This is a genomic window from Mycobacterium sp. ITM-2016-00318 (assembly GCF_002968285.2).
Lineage (GTDB): Bacteria > Actinomycetota > Actinomycetes > Mycobacteriales > Mycobacteriaceae > Mycobacterium.
The window spans coordinates 5,381,227-5,398,338 of sequence record NZ_CP134400.1; the positions used below are offsets into that span (position 1 = coordinate 5,381,227).

13 protein-coding genes and 1 pseudogene are annotated in these 17,112 nt (G+C 66.0%); 6 read left to right on the forward strand and 8 right to left on the reverse strand.

Going from position 1 to position 17,112, the window contains the following annotated elements:
• Positions 1-52: 52 nt before the first annotated feature.
• Positions 53-931: a nitroreductase gene (locus C6A82_RS26545; protein ID WP_311101560.1), complete on the reverse strand. Its 879-nt coding sequence runs from the start codon at positions 929-931 to the stop codon at positions 53-55.
• Between the two features lie 144 nt (positions 932-1,075).
• Here C6A82_RS26545 and C6A82_RS26550 point away from each other — a divergent pair, with 144 nt between their 5' ends.
• Together C6A82_RS26550 and C6A82_RS26555 are read left to right on the forward strand one after the other, a co-directional pair.
• On the forward strand, positions 1,076-1,537 hold the full coding sequence (locus C6A82_RS26550) for an SRPBCC family protein (RefSeq protein ID WP_105342107.1): 462 nt from the start codon (positions 1,076-1,078) through the stop codon (positions 1,535-1,537).
• Positions 1,538-1,547: 10 nt separating this feature from the next.
• Positions 1,548-2,897 (forward strand): NAD-dependent epimerase/dehydratase family protein, encoded by a 1,350-nt coding sequence (locus tag C6A82_RS26555; protein WP_105342114.1) that lies wholly within the window; start codon positions 1,548-1,550, stop codon positions 2,895-2,897.
• A 236-nt stretch (positions 2,898-3,133) separates the two neighbouring features.
• Here C6A82_RS26555 and C6A82_RS26560 read toward each other — a convergent pair whose 3' ends face one another.
• Positions 3,134-3,337, reverse strand: a complete 204-nt coding sequence (locus C6A82_RS26560; RefSeq protein WP_105342112.1) for a zinc-ribbon domain-containing protein — start codon at positions 3,335-3,337, stop codon at positions 3,134-3,136.
• Between the two features lie 27 nt (positions 3,338-3,364).
• On the opposite strand from C6A82_RS26560, the gene C6A82_RS26565 reads away from it, so the two are divergent.
• Complete coding sequence (locus C6A82_RS26565) at positions 3,365-3,790, forward strand: EVE domain-containing protein (protein ID WP_105342105.1); 426 nt, start codon at positions 3,365-3,367, stop codon at positions 3,788-3,790.
• Between the two features lie 9 nt (positions 3,791-3,799).
• Here the strand turns inward: C6A82_RS26565 and C6A82_RS26570 are convergent, their stop codons facing one another.
• A complete protein-coding gene (locus C6A82_RS26570) occupies positions 3,800-4,186 on the reverse strand; it encodes a hypothetical protein (protein WP_105342103.1) in 387 nt (128 codons plus the stop codon).
• A 124-nt stretch (positions 4,187-4,310) separates the two neighbouring features.
• Here C6A82_RS26570 and C6A82_RS26575 point away from each other — a divergent pair, with 124 nt between their 5' ends.
• From C6A82_RS26575 to C6A82_RS26585, 3 genes and pseudogenes are all read left to right on the forward strand, one after another.
• Complete coding sequence (locus C6A82_RS26575) at positions 4,311-4,862, forward strand: TetR/AcrR family transcriptional regulator (RefSeq protein ID WP_105342101.1); 552 nt, start codon at positions 4,311-4,313, stop codon at positions 4,860-4,862.
• Between the two features lie 72 nt (positions 4,863-4,934).
• The gene (locus C6A82_RS26580) at positions 4,935-5,963 is read left to right on the forward strand and encodes a fused (3R)-hydroxyacyl-ACP dehydratase subunits HadA/HadB (protein ID WP_105342111.1); all 1,029 of its coding nucleotides are present in this window, start codon (positions 4,935-4,937) and stop codon (positions 5,961-5,963) included.
• 74 nt (positions 5,964-6,037) lie between these two features.
• Positions 6,038-7,391: pseudogene (locus C6A82_RS26585) on the forward strand (NAD(P)/FAD-dependent oxidoreductase).
• Between the two features lie 8 nt (positions 7,392-7,399).
• Here the strand turns inward: C6A82_RS26585 and C6A82_RS26590 are convergent.
• The 5 genes from C6A82_RS26590 to C6A82_RS26610 are packed head-to-tail and all read right to left on the reverse strand — an operon-like array spanning position 7,400 to position 17,091.
• On the reverse strand, positions 7,400-8,380 hold the full coding sequence (locus C6A82_RS26590; protein WP_105342717.1) for an MOSC domain-containing protein: 981 nt from the start codon (positions 8,378-8,380) through the stop codon (positions 7,400-7,402).
• A 9-nt stretch (positions 8,381-8,389) separates the two neighbouring features.
• Positions 8,390-9,799 (reverse strand): cation:proton antiporter, encoded by a 1,410-nt coding sequence (locus C6A82_RS26595; protein WP_233216788.1) that lies wholly within the window; start codon positions 9,797-9,799, stop codon positions 8,390-8,392.
• Positions 9,800-9,804: 5 nt separating this feature from the next.
• Positions 9,805-10,662 carry an ABC transporter permease gene (locus tag C6A82_RS26600; RefSeq protein WP_105342718.1) on the reverse strand — a complete coding sequence of 286 codons (858 nt, stop codon included), beginning with the start codon at positions 10,660-10,662 and terminating at the stop codon, positions 9,805-9,807.
• On the reverse strand, positions 10,662-11,519 hold the full coding sequence (locus C6A82_RS26605; protein WP_233216789.1) for an ABC transporter ATP-binding protein: 858 nt from the start codon (positions 11,517-11,519) through the stop codon (positions 10,662-10,664). Before C6A82_RS26605 ends, C6A82_RS26600 begins: the two co-directional genes overlap by 1 nt.
• A gap of 19 nt (positions 11,520-11,538) precedes the next feature.
• Positions 11,539-17,091: a type I polyketide synthase gene (locus C6A82_RS26610; RefSeq protein WP_311101561.1), complete on the reverse strand. Its 5,553-nt coding sequence runs from the start codon at positions 17,089-17,091 to the stop codon at positions 11,539-11,541.
• Positions 17,092-17,112: the final 21 nt, after the last annotated feature.

Here is a 17,112-nt window from a genome sequence, read left to right on the forward strand (position 1 = left end):
CCCGCATGACGACTGCGGTAACCCGTCGAGGATCCGCGCCGGCGAGCGACGGTCAACCGCCGCCGAACCTCGAACTCCACGTTGTCGTTTCGCTCACCGTCCGTCTCGGCAACAGCGGCGGCGGGTCGGCATCCGCTGCGGGCGCGCCGAGACGGATCAATGCCTGGGTGTGAGCTTCGCCGTCGAACACCTCGCATGCGAGCGCGAGACGACTCCGCACGTCGTTCAGCGGCTCGGTCAACGGACACGTCGCGAGCCCAAGCGCAGCGGCGGACAGGACCACCCGGCTGAGGGCTTCACCGGCCTGCAGCCGCGCGAGGTCATCGTCGCGGTTCGTTGCGAGCACCAGCAGCACGGCGTCGTCGGCCGACGCATCGGAACGCACAGCCGACGCCTCGCCATACCGCAACGCGACACCACCGTCGCGGAGCCTGCTCCAGCGTAGGCGCGGCACGACAGACAGTTCCACTCCCAGCCGTGCCGCCCGGATGTGCAGCAACTCCAGCGTGCCCGGCGTCAGCCGTGACGCTGTATAGGCCCGCCGGTCCGCCCGACGCAGAGGTATCGCCGCTGCCAGTTCCACGTGGAATTCGCCGGGCGGCTGATCGACCACCTCAAGGATCGCCAGCGGGCCGTCACGGTCAGGGCGCCCAACTCGGCGAACGCGCGGAGTCCAACCGGCGACCGCGAGCGCCATCGCGCAATGGTCGAGCACCGCGCCGCAGCTCAGGAGAACGTCGCGACGGTCGGCCGGGCCGTCACCTGCTCGGCGACGCCAATCGGCGTAGAGGTGCACTCCGGCGTCATCGACGTGCCATCGCCAGGGCTGAAGGTTCCGCAACGATGGCGCGCGGGCGGCGACGTCGAGCGCACCCTCCAGTGTCGCCCTATCCGGGGAAGGACTCGTCAGCCGTCTCACCTCCGTGATCACCCGTCACCTCATCATTGTGCGCAATGGGTGCGGGCGAGTGCATACCGCTCGTGGAATCCGGTGCCGCAACCGTCATGTTTACGGCGGCATGGTCGGCGATGTGGCGGGTAATGCGTAGCCACCGGACAACGAGAGGAGATTGCGATGAGCACGACGACCGAGTCAGTCGACGTGAACCGCCCGATCGGCATGGTTTACAACCAGTGGACGCAATTCGAGTCCTTCCCGCAATTCATGGAGGGCGTCGAGCGCATCGACCAGAAGGACGACACCCATCTGCACTGGGTCGTCAAGGTCGGTCCGGTCACCCGCGAGTTCGACGCCACCGTCACCGAGCAGCATCCCGAGGAGCGGGTGGCGTGGAAGTCCGACAGCGGCCCCGACCACGCGGGCGTGGTGACCTTTCACCGGCTCGATGACGACACCACCCGGGTCACCGCTCAGATGGACGTCGACCCCGAAGGCTTCGTGGAGAACGTCGGCGACAAGCTGGGCATTCTGAAGAGCCGGGTGAGCGGAGATCTGAAGCGGTTCAAGGAGTTCATCGAGAGCAGACCGGCCGAGACCGGCGGCTGGCGCGGGGACGTCTCACGCCCTGATGCCTGACGGCCCGGGTATGCGCATTGTTGTGACGGGCGCCTCGGGCAATGTGGGCGCAGGTGTCCTCCGCGCCTTGACCGCGAAGGAGCCCGATGCGGAGGTCGTCGGTGTCTGCCGGCGGCCTCCCGGGCCCGTCGGGGTGTACGAACGGGTGCGTTGGCATGCCGTCGACCTGTCCTCGCCGACAGCCGCCGCCGAGTTGGCGCCCGCGATGCAAGGCGCCGACGTGGTGATACATCTCGCTCTGGCCATTCGGCCCGTGACCGACCGCGACTACCTCTTCCGGGCCAATGTGCTGGGCACCAGGGCGGTGCTCGATGCGATGACCGCGGCTGGCGTGCCCCAGTTGATCTACGCCTCCAGCCTGGGGGTGTATGCGCCGCACCCGTCGGGACCCGTGCGGGAGGAGTGGTCGACGGCCGGCCAGCCGCGATCGACCTACAGCCGACACAAGGTCATGGCGGAACACCTTCTCGATGACTTTGAAGACCGCAATCCCGAAGTGACCGTCGCACGCTTCCGGCCGACGGTCGTGGTCCAGCGCGAGGCGGCTTCGGAGATCCGGTCGCTTTACGTCGGTCCGCTGGTGCCACGGGCAGCATTCGATCTGCTCAGGCGGGGGCGACTTCCCGTCCTTCCGCTGCCGAAAGGCCTTGCGCTGCAGTTCGTCCACGCCGACGACGTCGGTGACGCCGTGCACCGGATGCTGGAACGCCGCGCCAGAGGTTCGTTCAACGTGGCGGCCGACGTCCTGGACAGCACGGCGCTTGCGGGATTGATCAAAGCTCGTCCGATTGCCGTCAACGCGCGCCTGATGCGCTGGATGGTTGGCTTTCTCAGTCGTTTTCGTGTCATTGCGGTCACCGGCGGTTGGTATCTGGTTGCCACCAACAGCCCGTTGATGGACACCTCGAAGGCACGTCGTGAGCTCGATTGGAAACCCTCGTGGTCATCGACCGACAGTGCGCGCGAGCTCATCGACGGCTTGGCCGAAGGAGTTGTCGGACCGACCGCGGCGATGGGGCCGCAGACCGGCGATGTGGTGGACCGTCGAGGCGGGCTCGAGTGGATGCACGACATCACGCTCGGGCTGTGGGGACTCCTGTCCGTCGTCCGCGCCACCGGCCATGGCCGTCCCGGACTCCCTGACGCCGCGGTCATCGCGGCCAACCTCGTCTCGGGTACCCCCATGGCTCTCACGCGTGTCGCCCAGCGACGCCGTGATCCGGTGGCGTTGGCGGCGCCGGTCGCAGTTGCGGCGGCACTGACCTCGGCGCGTCGCGGTGGGTGGGCGACGGTCGTCACCACCGCCGCCCTTGGCATGCTCGCCATCGCGGACCGGCGACGGACCGGTGCCCGCGCATGACGGCAGGGGGTCGCGCTGCTCACCGCAGGTGCGCGTCGAAGAACGCCACGATCCGGCGCCACGCGTCCTCGGCCTGAGGCGTCGATGATGAACGCCTGCAATGCGTTCGACGATGTGAAACGCAGACGGCGTCTTCCACTCGTTCATGAAGCTGTGGCCAACGCCCTGATACTCCTTGATGTCGCGTGCGACGCCGCTTGCCGACAGTGCGTTCTCGAGCGGCGGCGGTAGCAGGCTCACTCGGCCACGGCGGCACCGCAGATGCCACAGACCTGGAACTGCCTGCGCTTCCACCGCGCGATCGGAATGAAGAACAGCGTGCACTGCCTGAACTCCCGCATCCGCGTCCATTGCGTGGTGTTGTGGCAGCGCGGACACGTCCGCACCTCGCCCGCGCCGAGGAACTTCTGCTTGGTGGCCAGACCGAAGAACAAGAACAACACCACACCAGGGTAGGGAAACTGTTCGTGGCGCCGATACGCAGCGTTACCGCCGAAGCGCTGGGGGCGTGGGTCATCAAGTGCAACCCGCGCAAGACACCGGTGGACCAGATGCGCGCGGCCGGCGAGACCAAGCCGATCTGGTGCGTCGCCGACAACTATCGTTCCCGGCTCATCCGGCCAGGCCACTGTGTGCTGTTCTGGGTCACCACCCATCCCCAGCGCGGAATCTGGGGTGCGGGCCGGGTGACCGGCGAAGTGACCCAAGAAGACGGCGCGCTGCAGGTGCGTGTACACATTCCGTTGTTCCCCGCGCCCGTGACGGCTGCGCAGCTGCTTTCGATCGACGGGTTGGCGTCGATGGAGGTGTTCCGTTCGCCGCAACAGGCCAACCCTTCCTGGGTGAGCAGAGAGGAAATGGCGGTCCTCGCGCCGCAGCTGCCGTGGACCTGAGGTCCTGCGTCAGGCGGCATCTGCGAGCTCGTGACGCGCTGCCGCCGCGCCATGGTCACCACCCGCGCGGGGCATCGAGGCCGGCTGCGCAGGTTCGCCGGGTGTACCGCGGTATCTCAGCTGATACCGGTCGACTTGGTCGGTGCGCAGTGGTTCGGCCCAGAAGCTCACCTTGTGGGTCACTTCGGCTGCCGCGCTTGCCCGCGCGAGCTTCGAGGAGCCCGCGCGGAACCCGGCGATGGAGACGCCGAGAACGGTCAGCAGAGCGACGCCGGCGAGCGGAGCCATGGCGCTGCCGTGGGCGAGTGCCGCAACGAAGACGCCCAGCAGGACGAACGCGACGAGCAGTAACAGGTACGCGATGTATGAGGTGGTGGCCGGCCCAAGTCTTTTCACGACAATCCCTTCTTGCCTATTCACGACGATCCAGTCTTTTGATACGCTACGCGTAGCGTATCGCTACGGTCAGTGTAGCGTTGCGGGCGCGACAGTTATTCCTGGTGACCGGCGTGGGGCGGCGATGGCGCAGGACGGAAGTGTCGAGGAGCGGATCACCTCCTCGACCCTGCGGTTGCTGCGCACCGGCGGGCCGCGGTCTGTGACAGTAGAAGCCGTTGCGGCGGCCTCCGGCGTTGCGAAGACCACGATCTATCGAAGACATCGGGATCGGCGCGAGCTGCTCATGACGACCCTCTCGACGCTTGCCACGCCTGCACCCCTCGATCCGCATACCGATCCGCCCGGCCGGCTGCGCTGGATCATCGACCGCGCGATCGAGACCGTGCAGGACGGCGTCGGTCTAGGGGGAGTCGCAGCAATGTTGAGCGACGAGGACCCCGAGTTCAGCGCGCTGTTTCGCCGCATCCTGATCGAGCAGCGTGGCCACCTGACTGCGGCGATCGACGCCGGTAAAGCACACGGGTCGATACGTGACGACGTCGACGGGCCGACGCTGATCGATGCGATTGTGGGCGCCTACATCGCCGAATACGCCCGCACCGGCACCGTGGCCGCGCAATGGACATCGCGGCTCTTCGATCTGCTGTGGCCCGCAGTTCAACCGCTTCGTTGATTTCCGCGACCACGCGTTACTGTGCTTCGGTCGGTCCCAGCGAACAAGCCGACGGAAGAGTTGAGCAGATTGATGACCGCAGCATCGGAAACGTCGCCGCTGGAAGCGCGCGTCGGGCACTGGTACCAGATGGAAGACACCTACCTGGTCGGCCGCGAGAAGGTGCGTGAATACGCCCGCGCCGTGCAGGACTACCACCCGGCGCACTGGAAGGCCGCGGCAGCGGCCGAGTTGGGCTATTCAGACCTGGCCGCGCCGCTGACCTTCACGTCCACCCCGGGCATGACCTGCAATCGGCGGATGTTCGAAGAGATCGTCGTCGGCTACGACACCTACATGCAGACCGAGGAGGTCTTCGAACAACACCGGCCGATCGTGGCGGGCGACGAGCTGCGCATCGACGTGGAGCTGACGTCGGTCCGCCGGATCGCAGGCAGAGACCTCATCACAGTGACCAACACGTTCACCGATGCGTCCGGCGAACTCGTCCACACGCTGCACACCACCGTCGTCGGCCTCACCACCGAGGACGTCGACCCGTCGATCAAGACGGCCGTGCACAAGATGATGATGCATGACGTCAACATCCTCGCCGTCGGTCAAGGCGGGGGCGCCTATGAGAAGGAGATGCGGCCCGAAGGCGAGGTTCGCGTCGCCACCGACACCGCCCGCGCCCCGGGGACCCCGAGCTTCGACGACGTCAAGGTCGGCGACGAGCTGCCGGTGCACCACGCCCGGCTGTCCAGGGGCGATCTGGTGAACTACGCGGGCGTGGCGGGCGACGCTAATCCGATCCACTGGGATGAGGGCATCGCAAAGCTGGCCGGTCTGCCCGATGTGATCGCCCACGGGATGTTGACCATGGGCCTCGGCGCGGGCTTCGCCTCCTCATGGTCGGGCGACCCCGGCGCGGTGACGCGCTATGCCATTCGCCTGTCCGCGCCCGCCATCGTGTCGGCCGCCGAAGGGTCCGACATCGAGTTCAGTGGCCGAATCAAATCGCTGGACCCCGAAAGCCGAAGCGGTGTCGTGATCGTCGGCGCGAAGTCCGGCGGCAGGAAGATCTTCGGGCTGGCGACACTGAACATCCGCTTCTGCTGAAGCTGCTCCTCGCACCCAGGTGGTTAATGCCCTTCGAACGGGTACGGCTTGGTCATGACGGCGGTTGCATCACCATGAGCGAAGCGCGCCCCAAGGTCCTGATCATCGGCGGTGGTTTCGGTGGGGTGTTCTGCGCCCGCCGCCTCGGACGCGTCGACGTGGACGTGACGCTCCTCGACCGCGCGGCCTGCCACGTATTCCAGCCACTCCTCTACCAATGCGCGACGGGCACCCTGAGCATCGGCCAGATCAGCAGGTCACTGCGTGAAGAACTCCAAAACCACGGCAACGTCAAGACAATCCTCGGCGAGGCCATCTCGCTCGACGCTGACGCACGACGTGTCACGGCGCGCCGTCCTGACGATTCGAAGTACTACCTCGACTACGACTATCTTGTGCTCGCGGCGGGCATGCGTCAGTCGTATTTCGGCAACGAGGAGTTCGCCGCGTGGGCGCCCGGCATGAAGACGCTCGACGACGCGCTCAGCATCCGGCGCCGGGTCTTCGGCGCCTTCGAGATGGCCGAGACGTTGCCACCCGGTCCCGAGCGGGACCAGTGGCTCACCTTCGCCGTCACGGGGGCCGGTCCGACGGGTGTCGAATTGGCCGGGCAGATAAGGGAACTCGCAAACCCGTTCGCTGGCCAACGAATTTCACAGCATAGAACCCGAGGACGCGCGGGTGCTGCTGTTCGACGGCGGAGACCGCGTGCTCAAGAGTTTCGGCCCGGGGCTCGCGGACCGCGCGACGCGCACACTCGAGGAGTTGGGCGTCGAACTGCACTTCGGCGTGCACGTCACCGACGTCCGGCGTGACGGCGTGACGGTGAGCCCAAAGGGCGGCGGCCCCGACGAGGACTACGCCACCCGCACCGTGCTGTGGACGGCCGGTGTCGAGGCGGTCCCGTTCGCGCGGCATGCGGCGAAGATGCTGGGCGCCGAGACCGACCGGTCGGGGCGCATCTCCGTGAACGCCGACCTCTCGGTGCCGGGCCGTGCCGAAGTATTCGTCATCGGCGATCTGGCCGGCCGCGACGGGCTCCCGGGGGTGGCCGAGAACGCGATGCAGGGCGGTCTGCACGTCGCGGCGTGCATCCGGCGCGACCTGAAGGGGACCAGTCGCAAGGATTTCCGTTATCGCGACCTCGGTTCGGCGGCCTACATCAGCCGGGGCCATGCCCTGTTGCAGGCCGGGCCGGTGAAGCTCACGGGTGTCCTGGGATGGCTCGGCTGGGGCTTCATCCACATCGCGTTCCTCACCGGCGTGCGAAACCGCTTCAGCACGGTGGGTACGTGGATGGCGACGATTGCGCGGGCCAATCGCGGCGACCGCTCGTTCATCCTCGGCGGATCAGGTCACCCCGAGGAGCCCTACACCTGGGAGTCGCCGGTGCATCAGAGCCACAACTCGTCACGCGACAGCGCTTAGCACCGTGCTCAGGACTTCTCCCTCAGCACCGTGGCCTCGAGGAGTCTCTGAGCGCCCCTGGTGGCCGCCCGGCTCGCCGCGGACGTCGCACGCTTGAGAGCACCGGGCCTCGACGATGGGTGCGCGCGAACCTCGTCACCCACCCGGACGACGCCGGCCGTCGCGACGTCGGCGTACACACCGAGAAAGCGGTCGGTGCGCTCGGCCAGCAGTCGGGAGATACCCGTGTCCCGTTCGATGCCGGGTTGCGGGCGGGTCGGCACCACGCACCTGATCGTCGGATTGGTCACTCGCAGTGTCACCGCGCCGAGTTCGACTTCGCCTCCTACCCAAGCAGATTCGGGAAAAGGATCGCCGTTGCCGGCGTCGACCAGAACATTGGGCCGGAACCTACGCACGTCATACGGCGTACCGTCGGCCGCCAGGCTGAGAAGGCTAGCGGTGCTCAACAGGTGCACCGGGCTGAGGTCCACGAACGTCCCCGGCGGAGTCGTGTAGCGCGCCAGTGTGATGATCTGGCGCGTGGTGAACATCGTCGCGTCCGGCAGGTCGTCGGACTGGCCGAGATTGAGGTCCTTGCGGACCTGCGAAGCCGAGAAGTTGGCCACCGACGCCTGCATCAACATCCGGTGCTGGCTGGTGTCGCCCGCCGGGGGAAGGGCAACGAGCCGCGTTTCGCGCCCCGCCAGCTCGGTCAGCGCATCGTTGACTGCCGGGTCGTCGCAGGCAAGCTCGCGACCGTCCGGGAAGGTGATGACGACCTGCGGCACGTTGCCCGGTCCGGCGTCGTCGCCGGGTTCATCGGTGTAGCGGGCCGAACAGCCAAGGAGAGCTGGGACTCTGCGGGCGGAGACGGTGGCACCCTTCTCCACATCCCGTACCGCCCAAAGCCGGTCGGCGTGCACCCCGCGTCGGTCGATACGGACCGCCTCGACCTCGGTGCCGCCCATTGACTTCACCGGAAAGCGCCACAGCTGCGTGACTTTCATCGGTAGATGCTATGTCGGTCGCCCGGTGAAGGTCGAGGGCGCTGATCGCGGCGCGGTGTCGAGCGACGACTTCGACGAAGCCCGCGGCACGTCGCCTGAAGGTTCTTCCCCGTCGCGGCCGAATCTCGATCCGGACCTGCGCAGACGGCGCTCGAACAGACGCTGCAGCGGAGTGGCGACCAACGTGGTGATGATCGTCATCAGCGCCAGGATGGTGTAGAGCTTGCCGGAGATCAGCGCCGCCTCGAAGCCGATGTTCAGCAGGATCAGTTCCATCAACCCGCGAGCGTTCGCGAGTGCTCCCATCGAACCGGCCTCGTGCCAACTCATGCCCTGCCACCGCGCCGCAAGTCCGACCGCGCCGAACTTCGCGGCGAACGACACCACAAGGACGACGGCGGCCATGAGGAGTGTGGGTCCGTCCAGGATCAAGGTCAGCTGCGTGTTCAGCCCCGAGTAGATGAAAAATGCCGGTATCAACAGGTAGGCGGTCAACGGCTCGAACCGCTCCCTGATCGCGTCGAGCAGCGCACCGCGCGGCATCGCGGCACCAGCCACGAAAGCGCCGAACACTGAATAGATTCCGACCACGTCGGTGAACCAGCTCGCAGCCAGGACGACGAGCAGCACGATGCTGACATGCGCGATCGGGACGCCGCCGGTGCGCTCGACATCGGCGCGGCGCGGCGTCCAGGACTCGAGTCTGACAAGCAGCGGACGGCCGATGTACACCATGAACAGCAGATAGCCCAGCCCGCCCCCGATCGCCAGGAACGCCCCGAGCAGACTGCCTTTCGCCGTCGCCACCACGGTTGCGAGCAGTACCCATGAGCACGCGTCGTCGACCGCGGCGCAGGACAACGACATGGTGCCAAGCCGCGTGTCGAGCAGTCCGGAGTCGTAGATGATCCACGCCAACATCGGAAACGCGGTGATGGCCACGGCGGCGGCCACGAACAGGCCGCCCTGCCAGTGCACGACCCGGTCTGTGAAGTAGCCGCCCACGCTGACCATCCACCAGCCGACGACACCGCCAAGGATCAGCGGAACACCGATACCGGCCGCCGAGGTGGCGCCTGCCTGCCGCAGGTGCGCGCCGAGGATGTCCAGCTTGAACGAGGCCCCGACCAGGAACATGTACAGCACGAGTCCCAGCTGGCCCACGACGTAGATGGCGGTGAGGTTGGGATGAGTGAATGTCTCGGCCCCGATCGTCAGCTTGGTCGGGAACAGCCACTGTTGCGCGGCGGGCCACAGCCATCCCAAGACTGACGGTCCGAGCAGGAAACCAGCCACCATGATGGCGACCACCTGCACCTGGGCCAGCCGCCGGAAAACCGGCCAGAGCAGGCGGTACGTCAGCAGAATGACCGCGATCTGCAAGAAGAAGTGCGAGGTGATCGACAGGAGGGACGGCACCGAACTCAACTCCGATCCGACCAACGGAATACGGACAGACAGGCGATCAGGCCGCCGATGCTCCACGCTGCGAGCATGAGAAACGTTCGCCAGTGCTCCCATGTGCCTGCCGGTTCGAAGATGACCATCTCCGGTGGCAACAGGACCGACCGGAATCCCTGCGCCATCCACTTGACCGGAAAAATCGAGCCGACTACCAACATCCACGTCGGCAGCAGCATGACCGGGACGTAGGTTCCCGACACGAACTGCAAGCCGACCGCCGGGCCGTTGGTGATCACCGCAGCCGAGACCGCGTTGCTTGCGAGGTTGCTGACGAACAGGCCCAGCAGTGAGCAGCTGACGATGCCGAGGAGGAAGACCCACGTCAGCGTGAACCATCCGTAGAGATCTGACGGTAACCGGAGTCCGAAGATCGCTACGCCGACAGCGAGGAGGATGACCGCCTCGGCGAGGCTCGCGATGGCGACAAGCGCGACCTTTCCGATGAAATACGACGTTGCCGTCGCCGGCGTGCCACGAAGCCGTCTCAGGGCACCCGTTTCACGGTCAGCCGCGACGCTGATGCCGAGATTGATGAAGGAGGTCGAGAGGATCCCATAGGCAAGCATGCTCCCGGCAATGACCGCGCCGGTACTGATGTCGCTGTTCGGCAGTCTGGCCGCGAAGATGGATCCCAACAGGATGCAGATGACCGCAGGCATCGAGAATGTCAGCGCCATCTGCTCCGGTCGGCGGTAGAACATCTTCAGCTCGGGGACGATCCGTGACACCCCGATGCGCAGCGCAGAGGGAAGCGTCGGATCCGAGCGGTCAGCGCGATGTCTTGACTCCGACACCGTCTCTGCGCGTTCGATCGTCATCACGCCAACCCGATCAACTGTAGATAGGCGTCTTCGAGCGATGGCCGGGTCACGGTGAGCCCGGCCAGTTCGCGGCCCTCGCTGGAGCGTCGCCTGATCAACTCGGTCGGATGGTCGGTCACCTCTTCGTGGACCTCATCACCCTCCACCCATCGAACCGTCGCGGCCGAGTTCACGTGCGCGGTCAGCCGGGCCGGTGAATCCACCGCGACTACCCTGCCCTCGGCCATGACCGCGACCCGGTCCGCCAAGGCGGCGGCCTCCTCCAGGTAGTGCGTGGTCAGCAGGATCGTGGTGCCGTCGGCGGCCAACATCTTGATGAGGCCCCAGAACTGTCGCCTGGCCTCCGGATCGAACCCGGTGGTCGGCTCATCGAGAAACAGCAGTTCGGGCGCCGCGATGATGCCGAGAGCGACGTCGAGCCTGCGGCGTTGTCCGCCGGACAGATTCCTGATCCGCGAGCCGGAACGCGATGCGAGACCGACGAGTTCGAGCAGGTCCTCGGCGGCCCGGGCCTTGCCGTAGCACTTGGCGAACATGCGCACGGTCTCCAGCACCGTCAGCATCCCGAAGTCACTGGTCTCCTGCAGCACGATGCCGATCCTGGCGCGCCAAATCCGGCCAGCAGTCCCCGGATCCTCCCCGAGGACGCGCACCTGTCCGGCATCGCGCTTACGGTGGCCCTCCAGAATTTCGATGGTCGTCGACTTGCCCGCACCGTTGGGGCCGAGGATCGAGAAGATCTCACCGTAGCCGATGTCGAGGTCGAGGTCGCGCACCGCGTGCTGCCGCCCGTAGACCTTCGACAAGCCTCGAACATGAACTGCGGCAGTGTCATCGGCGTGCGTCACAGTCACGGCCGCGCCTCACGGAGCATCACGGGCTCACCTCTCCGCTTTCCGTCTGAACCGTCTCGCTCTCCAGTTCAGCCAGCAACTGGCGCAACTCGGTATCTGACAGATCGTTCATCAGGCGGTCCATGTCGTCGTCGGCGACGGTCTTTTGGGGAGGCGGTTCGTCGACCGCAGTCGGCACATCGCCGTGAACGTAATGGAGTTCGCCGAGCACTCGGTCGGCCACGACGTTGACGCTGACGCCCCGGAGTATCTCGAGCACGGGAAGATCGATCGAGAAGACAGTATTGATCCGCACCCGGAAGTCCATGGCCATCATGGAATCCAGGCCGATGTCGTCAAGCATGTCGTCGGGCTCGATGTCGGTCACCGAACAGTCGAAGACAGCGGCGACGATGCGTCGCACGGAGTCGGCGATCACGCCAAGTCTGTCGGCCTCCGGGGTGCCAGCGAGGACCTCGAGTATCGACCCCTCGGAATCGAGTTGCGCAGCCGGGCTTTCGGCCGTTCCGAGTTCGGAGAAGAGCAGTGGTAGCCGGCCACCGAGCCCAGCCTGTCGGGCCCGCCCCCAGTCGGCACTCATGGCGACGACGGCAGGTGTTCGCTGAGTGAGGAGCCGATCGAGGATCCGCGTCCCTACCGCCGGGGTTATCAGCTCGATTCCCCTCTGCGCGTATACCTTTTCGAGCTTCAGTTCCTCGACCATTCCCACCGACCATGGCCCCCAACCGATGGTGAGCGCAGGCAGACCCTGCGCCTGACGCCAGTGCGCGAACGCGTCGAGAAACGCGTTGGCGGCCGCATAGTTGCCCTGTCCTGGGGCGGCGATGGTAGACCCGGCAGAGCCGAACATGACGAAGAACTCCAGATCCTGTTCGGCGAAGGTGTCGTGTAGAACGCGAGCGCCGGTGACCTTGGGCGCCAGTACCTTGCTGAAGTCGACTTCACTCGTGTTGACCAGCAGTTGGTCGTTGACCGACCCCGCGGCATGGACGATTCCTCGGATCGGCCTGCCGCCGTTGCGGATGTGATCGTCGAACCATGCCCGCACCTGGTCGCCGTCGGCGACGTCGACACTGGCGGTGGTGACCTGCGCGCCGAGTCGTTCGATCGCGCGAATCGCGGTCACCGTGGCGTAGAACGGGTCCTCGTCGGTCAAAGCGGGCCAACCGCTCCGCGGTGGGATGACACGTCGGTTGAGCAGGGTGATGTGCCGCGCGCCACGCTCGGCCAGATAGGTGGCGACGACGCGGCCCAGCGCTCCCGCTCCGCCGGTGACCACGTAGGCGGCATCGGGAGTGAGCTTCGTCGGGAAGGGCTTCGTGAGGCCGTCGCACGAACGCAGACGCGGGACGAACGTGGTCTTACCCCGGATCGCAATCTGGTCTTCAGGCCCGTCGTCGAGAAGATGTTCGCAGATCCTTGTGGCGGTGACAGCGAGATCATCGGCACGGTCGATGTCGATGAGACCGCCCCAGTGTTCGGGGAACTCCTGGTGGCCGATGACTCGGCCGAGCCCCCAGATGGCCGCCTGGTCAACCGAACTCAGCGGATTACCCGGTGCCGGTTGCGCGTTCGCGGTGACGAGGAACAGACGTGGCTTGACGGTGTCGTGCTCGGCGAGGGCTTTCACGAGGCGGAGAACGGTGAAGGCACCCAGGTGATGTGTTTGGTCGTCGTTGCCTCCGGGGATGTCAAGCGGCCAGCAGTTGACGATTCCGGCCAGGTCTCGGTGATCTCCGAAATGTGTGAGCAGTTGGCCGATTTGGTCGGCACGACCGGCATTGAGCACGACGCTGTCGCCGGTCTCGATGAGCGCATCGACGGGTCGGTGTTCGACTCGGTGAACGCGATGGCCCCGTAGCCGCAGTTGCTCGGTGACTGTCGTACCGACGCCGGTGTCGTCGACGAGCACGAGCCACGACGACGGGCCCACCGGGGCCTCGTGTTGACCGTCTGTGGCCGCACTGTCGTCGACCGCACACCATTGGACTTCGAGCAATCCCTTGTCGATGTGATCGGGTGACATGCGCGAGGAGGCGCTCAGCGACTGCACCACGAAGCCGTCGATCACGGCCAGCGGCGTTCCGGCATGGTCGGTGATCGTGATGTCGCTCTCGACATGTTCTCTGGTCGCCGACAGGACGCGAACGTGGACCCGCATGGTCTGTTCGACTGAGCCGTAGACCGCGCAGTGCCTGATGCGGGTGGGCAGATAGGGCTCGTCGTTAGACACCTGCCCGAGGAAGGGCGCTCCGAAGAGCGTCTGGAACGCCCCGTCGATGAGTGCCGGGTGGAACTGGTATTCGTCGAGTTCGCCGACGAGCGACGCCGGTACGGCGATCTCGGCGACGGCCCAGTCCTCACCGGCGGTAACGCCGTGCACGGACCGGAACGCGTCACCGTAGTCGAACCCGATGGCTTGAGTCCGGAGGTAGAAGTCCTCACCGCCGATGGTGGTGATCTGGTCGGCGTCGGGTTGCGCGTTCTCGGGCCGAGGCGCTGCAGGCAGGGTGCTCAGTTCCGCTGTCGCCGTGATCGTCCATTTGGATTCCCCGTCGGCTGTCGCGGTGAATGCGGTGAACTCCAGTGTGCCGTCGTCCTCGTTGAGCGTGGTCCGCAGAATCGGGTCGCAGGCCTCATCGAGGATCACGGCGCGGCGAAGTTCGAGATTGTCGACGCTGTGGCTGGACCCGTAGGTGGCCTTGGCCGCAGCCAGAGCCATCTCGACGTACACGGCGGCGGGGACGACGACACTGCCTTGCACTCGGTGATCGGCGAGGAAGGCATTGACGACGGTGCTCAACTCGACTTCCCACGTGGGATGGACGGCGCTCACCGGCTGGCCCAACAGCGGGTGCACCGGGTGGTAGAAGAGGGCCTCCACCGTTTCCTGTGTCTCGTTCCAGTACCGCTTCGTCTGCCAGGGATACGAAGGTAGCTTCAGCAGCCTGCCCCGATGGTGGGCGTGGCCACCGTTCCAGGAGATGTCGTAGCCCGCACAGTGCAGTTCACCGACACTCTTCAATAGTGTCCTGTTGTCATCCTGGTCGCGACGTTGAGTGGCAATGACCGAAATCCGCTGTGTTCCTGCTGTTTCCAGAATGGATGCGGCAAGTACGGGATGTGGACCGAGTTCGACGAAGTGCGTGTAGCCGTCCTCGAGCATCCGGCGGACCGCCGGCTCGAAAAGGACTGTGGCGCGGGTGTTCTGCCACCAGTAGGCGTCACCGGACTGATACCCGTCCAACCGTTCGCCGGTGACGGTGGAATACAGCGGAAGCGCGGCGGCCTTGGACGACAGCCCGTCGAACGCGCGGAACAGATCGTCTTTCACCGTCTCCATGTAATGCGTGTGATACGGCACCTTGCCGACGAGGTACCGATGAAACACTCCGGCCTCGTTCAACTGCCGGGCGATGTCGTCGAGGATGCCGCTGTCGCCGGCGATGGTCACCGCGGACGGGCTGTTGATGGCAGCCACCGAGATCCGCCGTCCGAACTCGCCGCGTGCCTCGTCGTCGATCGTCTGCATCAGGGCTTCGGAGTCGAGGCCGACGGCGAGCATCCGCCCCTGTCCGCTTGTGCGCTGCTGGAGTCGGCTTCGGTGGTAGATGACCTCGATCGCCTGCTCGAAGGTGAGCAGTCCGGCCAGGTGATGCGCGGCCACTTCACCGGCGCTGTGTCCGATCACGGCGTCCGGCGCGACCCCGAACTGCGCGAGCTGCTCGGCCAGCGCAATCTGTATCGCGAAGTTCGCCGGCTGCGCAATCTCGGTGTCCCCCATCCGAGAACTCGCTTCGTCGCGGCACAGCTCATCGAGCAGAGACCAGGTCGTGTAGCGGGCGAGCGCTCGGTCCGTTCGCACGATGCTGTCCCTGAAGGCCGGGGAGACGTCGAGCAGGTCGCGACACATCCCCCACCACTGCGGACCCATACCGCTGCACACGAATGCGAGCTTGGGCGCCGCTGCACCGACGCGATTGGTGGAGATCTGCCCTCCGTCGGCAAGGGCCTGAAGTTGCTCGCGCGCTTCGCCGATGGTGCCGACTACCAGCGCCTGCCTGTGATTGAGGTGAGCACGCCGGCGGCCGAGTGTGTAGAGCAGATCCGCTAGCGAGGCTTGCGGGTGGACGTCGAGGTAGCCGGCCAACCGGCCTGCTGTCGCGGCAAGCGCGTCCTCGCTGCGCGCGGAGATCGGCAGAATGGCCGGTGCCCACGTTGCGGGTTGATCCCGGCCGGCCCGGGGGTGGGGGGCAGGCGGTTCGGCGAGCACGACATGAGCGTTGGTGCCGCCGAAGCCGAACGAGTTGACCCCGGCTATGCGCCGTTCGCAGTCGGGGAACGGCCGGCCCGTTGCCGGCACCTCGATCTTCAGCTGCTCCAGCGACACGTGTCGGGTCGGCGTCCGAAGATGCAGATTGGCGGGGATGTGCCCGTGTTTGACCACCAACGCCGCTTTGATCAGCCCGGCCACACCGGCGCCCGCCTCCAGGTGCCCGATATTGGTCTTGACCGATCCGATCACAAGCGGACTGGTCGCCGGTCGATCCGACGTCAACGCGCTCGCCAGTGCGCGCATCTCGATGGGATCGCCGACCGGAGTGCCCGTGCCGTGTGCCTCGACGTACCCGACCTCGGCCGGCCACACGCCCGCTCGTTCGAGAGCAGTTCTGATCGCCGCTTCCTGGGCCTCCTCGCGTGGCACGGTGATGCCGTCGGTGTGGCCGTCCTGCGAAACGGCGGTGCCGAGGATCTGAGCGTAGATTTCGTCGTGGTCGCGAAGGGCGTGCTCGAGCGGTTTGATGATGACGACCGCGCCGCCTTCTCCGCGCGCGTATCCGTCGGCGGAGTCGTCGAACGCCTTGGAACGTCCTTCGGGACTGAGGAATCCGCTTTTCGACTCCGCGATCGCGGTATTCGGCCCGATCATGATGTTCACGCCGCCGGCGAGAGCGACATCACACTCGCCGTTCCAGATGCTCTGCGCCGCAAGATGTACCGCAACCAGCGAGCTCGAACACGCCGTGTCGACGGTCATGCTGGGTCCGCGGAAGTCGAACGCATGAGAGATGCGGTTCGCCAGCATCGTCATCATCATCCCCGTCGACGAATGCGACTTGAACCGGTACCGACTTGTGCGACCCTGGTTTTGAAGCAGCTGGTAATCGAGGGTGAAGCCGCCGACGAAGACGCCGACGTCGGTGCCCGCCAGATCGTCGGCGGGAATTCCCCCGTCCTCCAAAGCCTCCCACGCGACCTGTAGCAGAAGACGTTGCTGCGGATCGAGTGAATGGGCCTCGCGCGGGGACATCCCGAAGAACTGGGGGTCGAATTGATCGATCTCGCGCAGGAAACCTCCCCGCCGGGTCACGATCTTGCCGGCCTTCGACGGATTCGGGTCGTGGTATCGCGCGGCGTCCCACCGTGTTTCGGGGACCACGCAGGTGGCATCCGTATCGTTGACCAGCAGGCTCCACAGGGTGTCCGCGGAGTCAGCCTCGCCAGGAAGCCGGCATCCGATTCCAACGATTGCCAGCGGTTCGTGGCTTCTGTCTGTGGTCAGTGTGGTCATCCTGGGAGTGCTTCCGTCCGG

What these genes read in the sequence shown, in the direction of transcription:
- C6A82_RS26575 (WP_105342101.1), top strand. Translation starts at nt 4,311, where the DNA reads ATGGCGCAGGACGGAAGTGTCGAGGAGCGGATCACCTCCTCGACCCTG.
- C6A82_RS26610 (WP_311101561.1), bottom strand. Translation starts at nt 17,091, where the DNA reads ATGACCACACTGACCACAGACAGAAGCCACGAACCGCTGGCAATCGTT.
- C6A82_RS26600 (WP_105342718.1), bottom strand. Translation starts at nt 10,662, where the DNA reads ATGACGATCGAACGCGCAGAGACGGTGTCGGAGTCAAGACATCGCGCT.
- C6A82_RS26555 (WP_105342114.1), top strand. Translation starts at nt 1,548, where the DNA reads ATGCGCATTGTTGTGACGGGCGCCTCGGGCAATGTGGGCGCAGGTGTC.
- C6A82_RS26580 (WP_105342111.1), top strand. Translation starts at nt 4,935, where the DNA reads ATGACCGCAGCATCGGAAACGTCGCCGCTGGAAGCGCGCGTCGGGCAC.
- C6A82_RS26590 (WP_105342717.1), bottom strand. Translation starts at nt 8,380, where the DNA reads ATGAAAGTCACGCAGCTGTGGCGCTTTCCGGTGAAGTCAATGGGCGGC.
- C6A82_RS26550 (WP_105342107.1), top strand. Translation starts at nt 1,076, where the DNA reads ATGAGCACGACGACCGAGTCAGTCGACGTGAACCGCCCGATCGGCATG.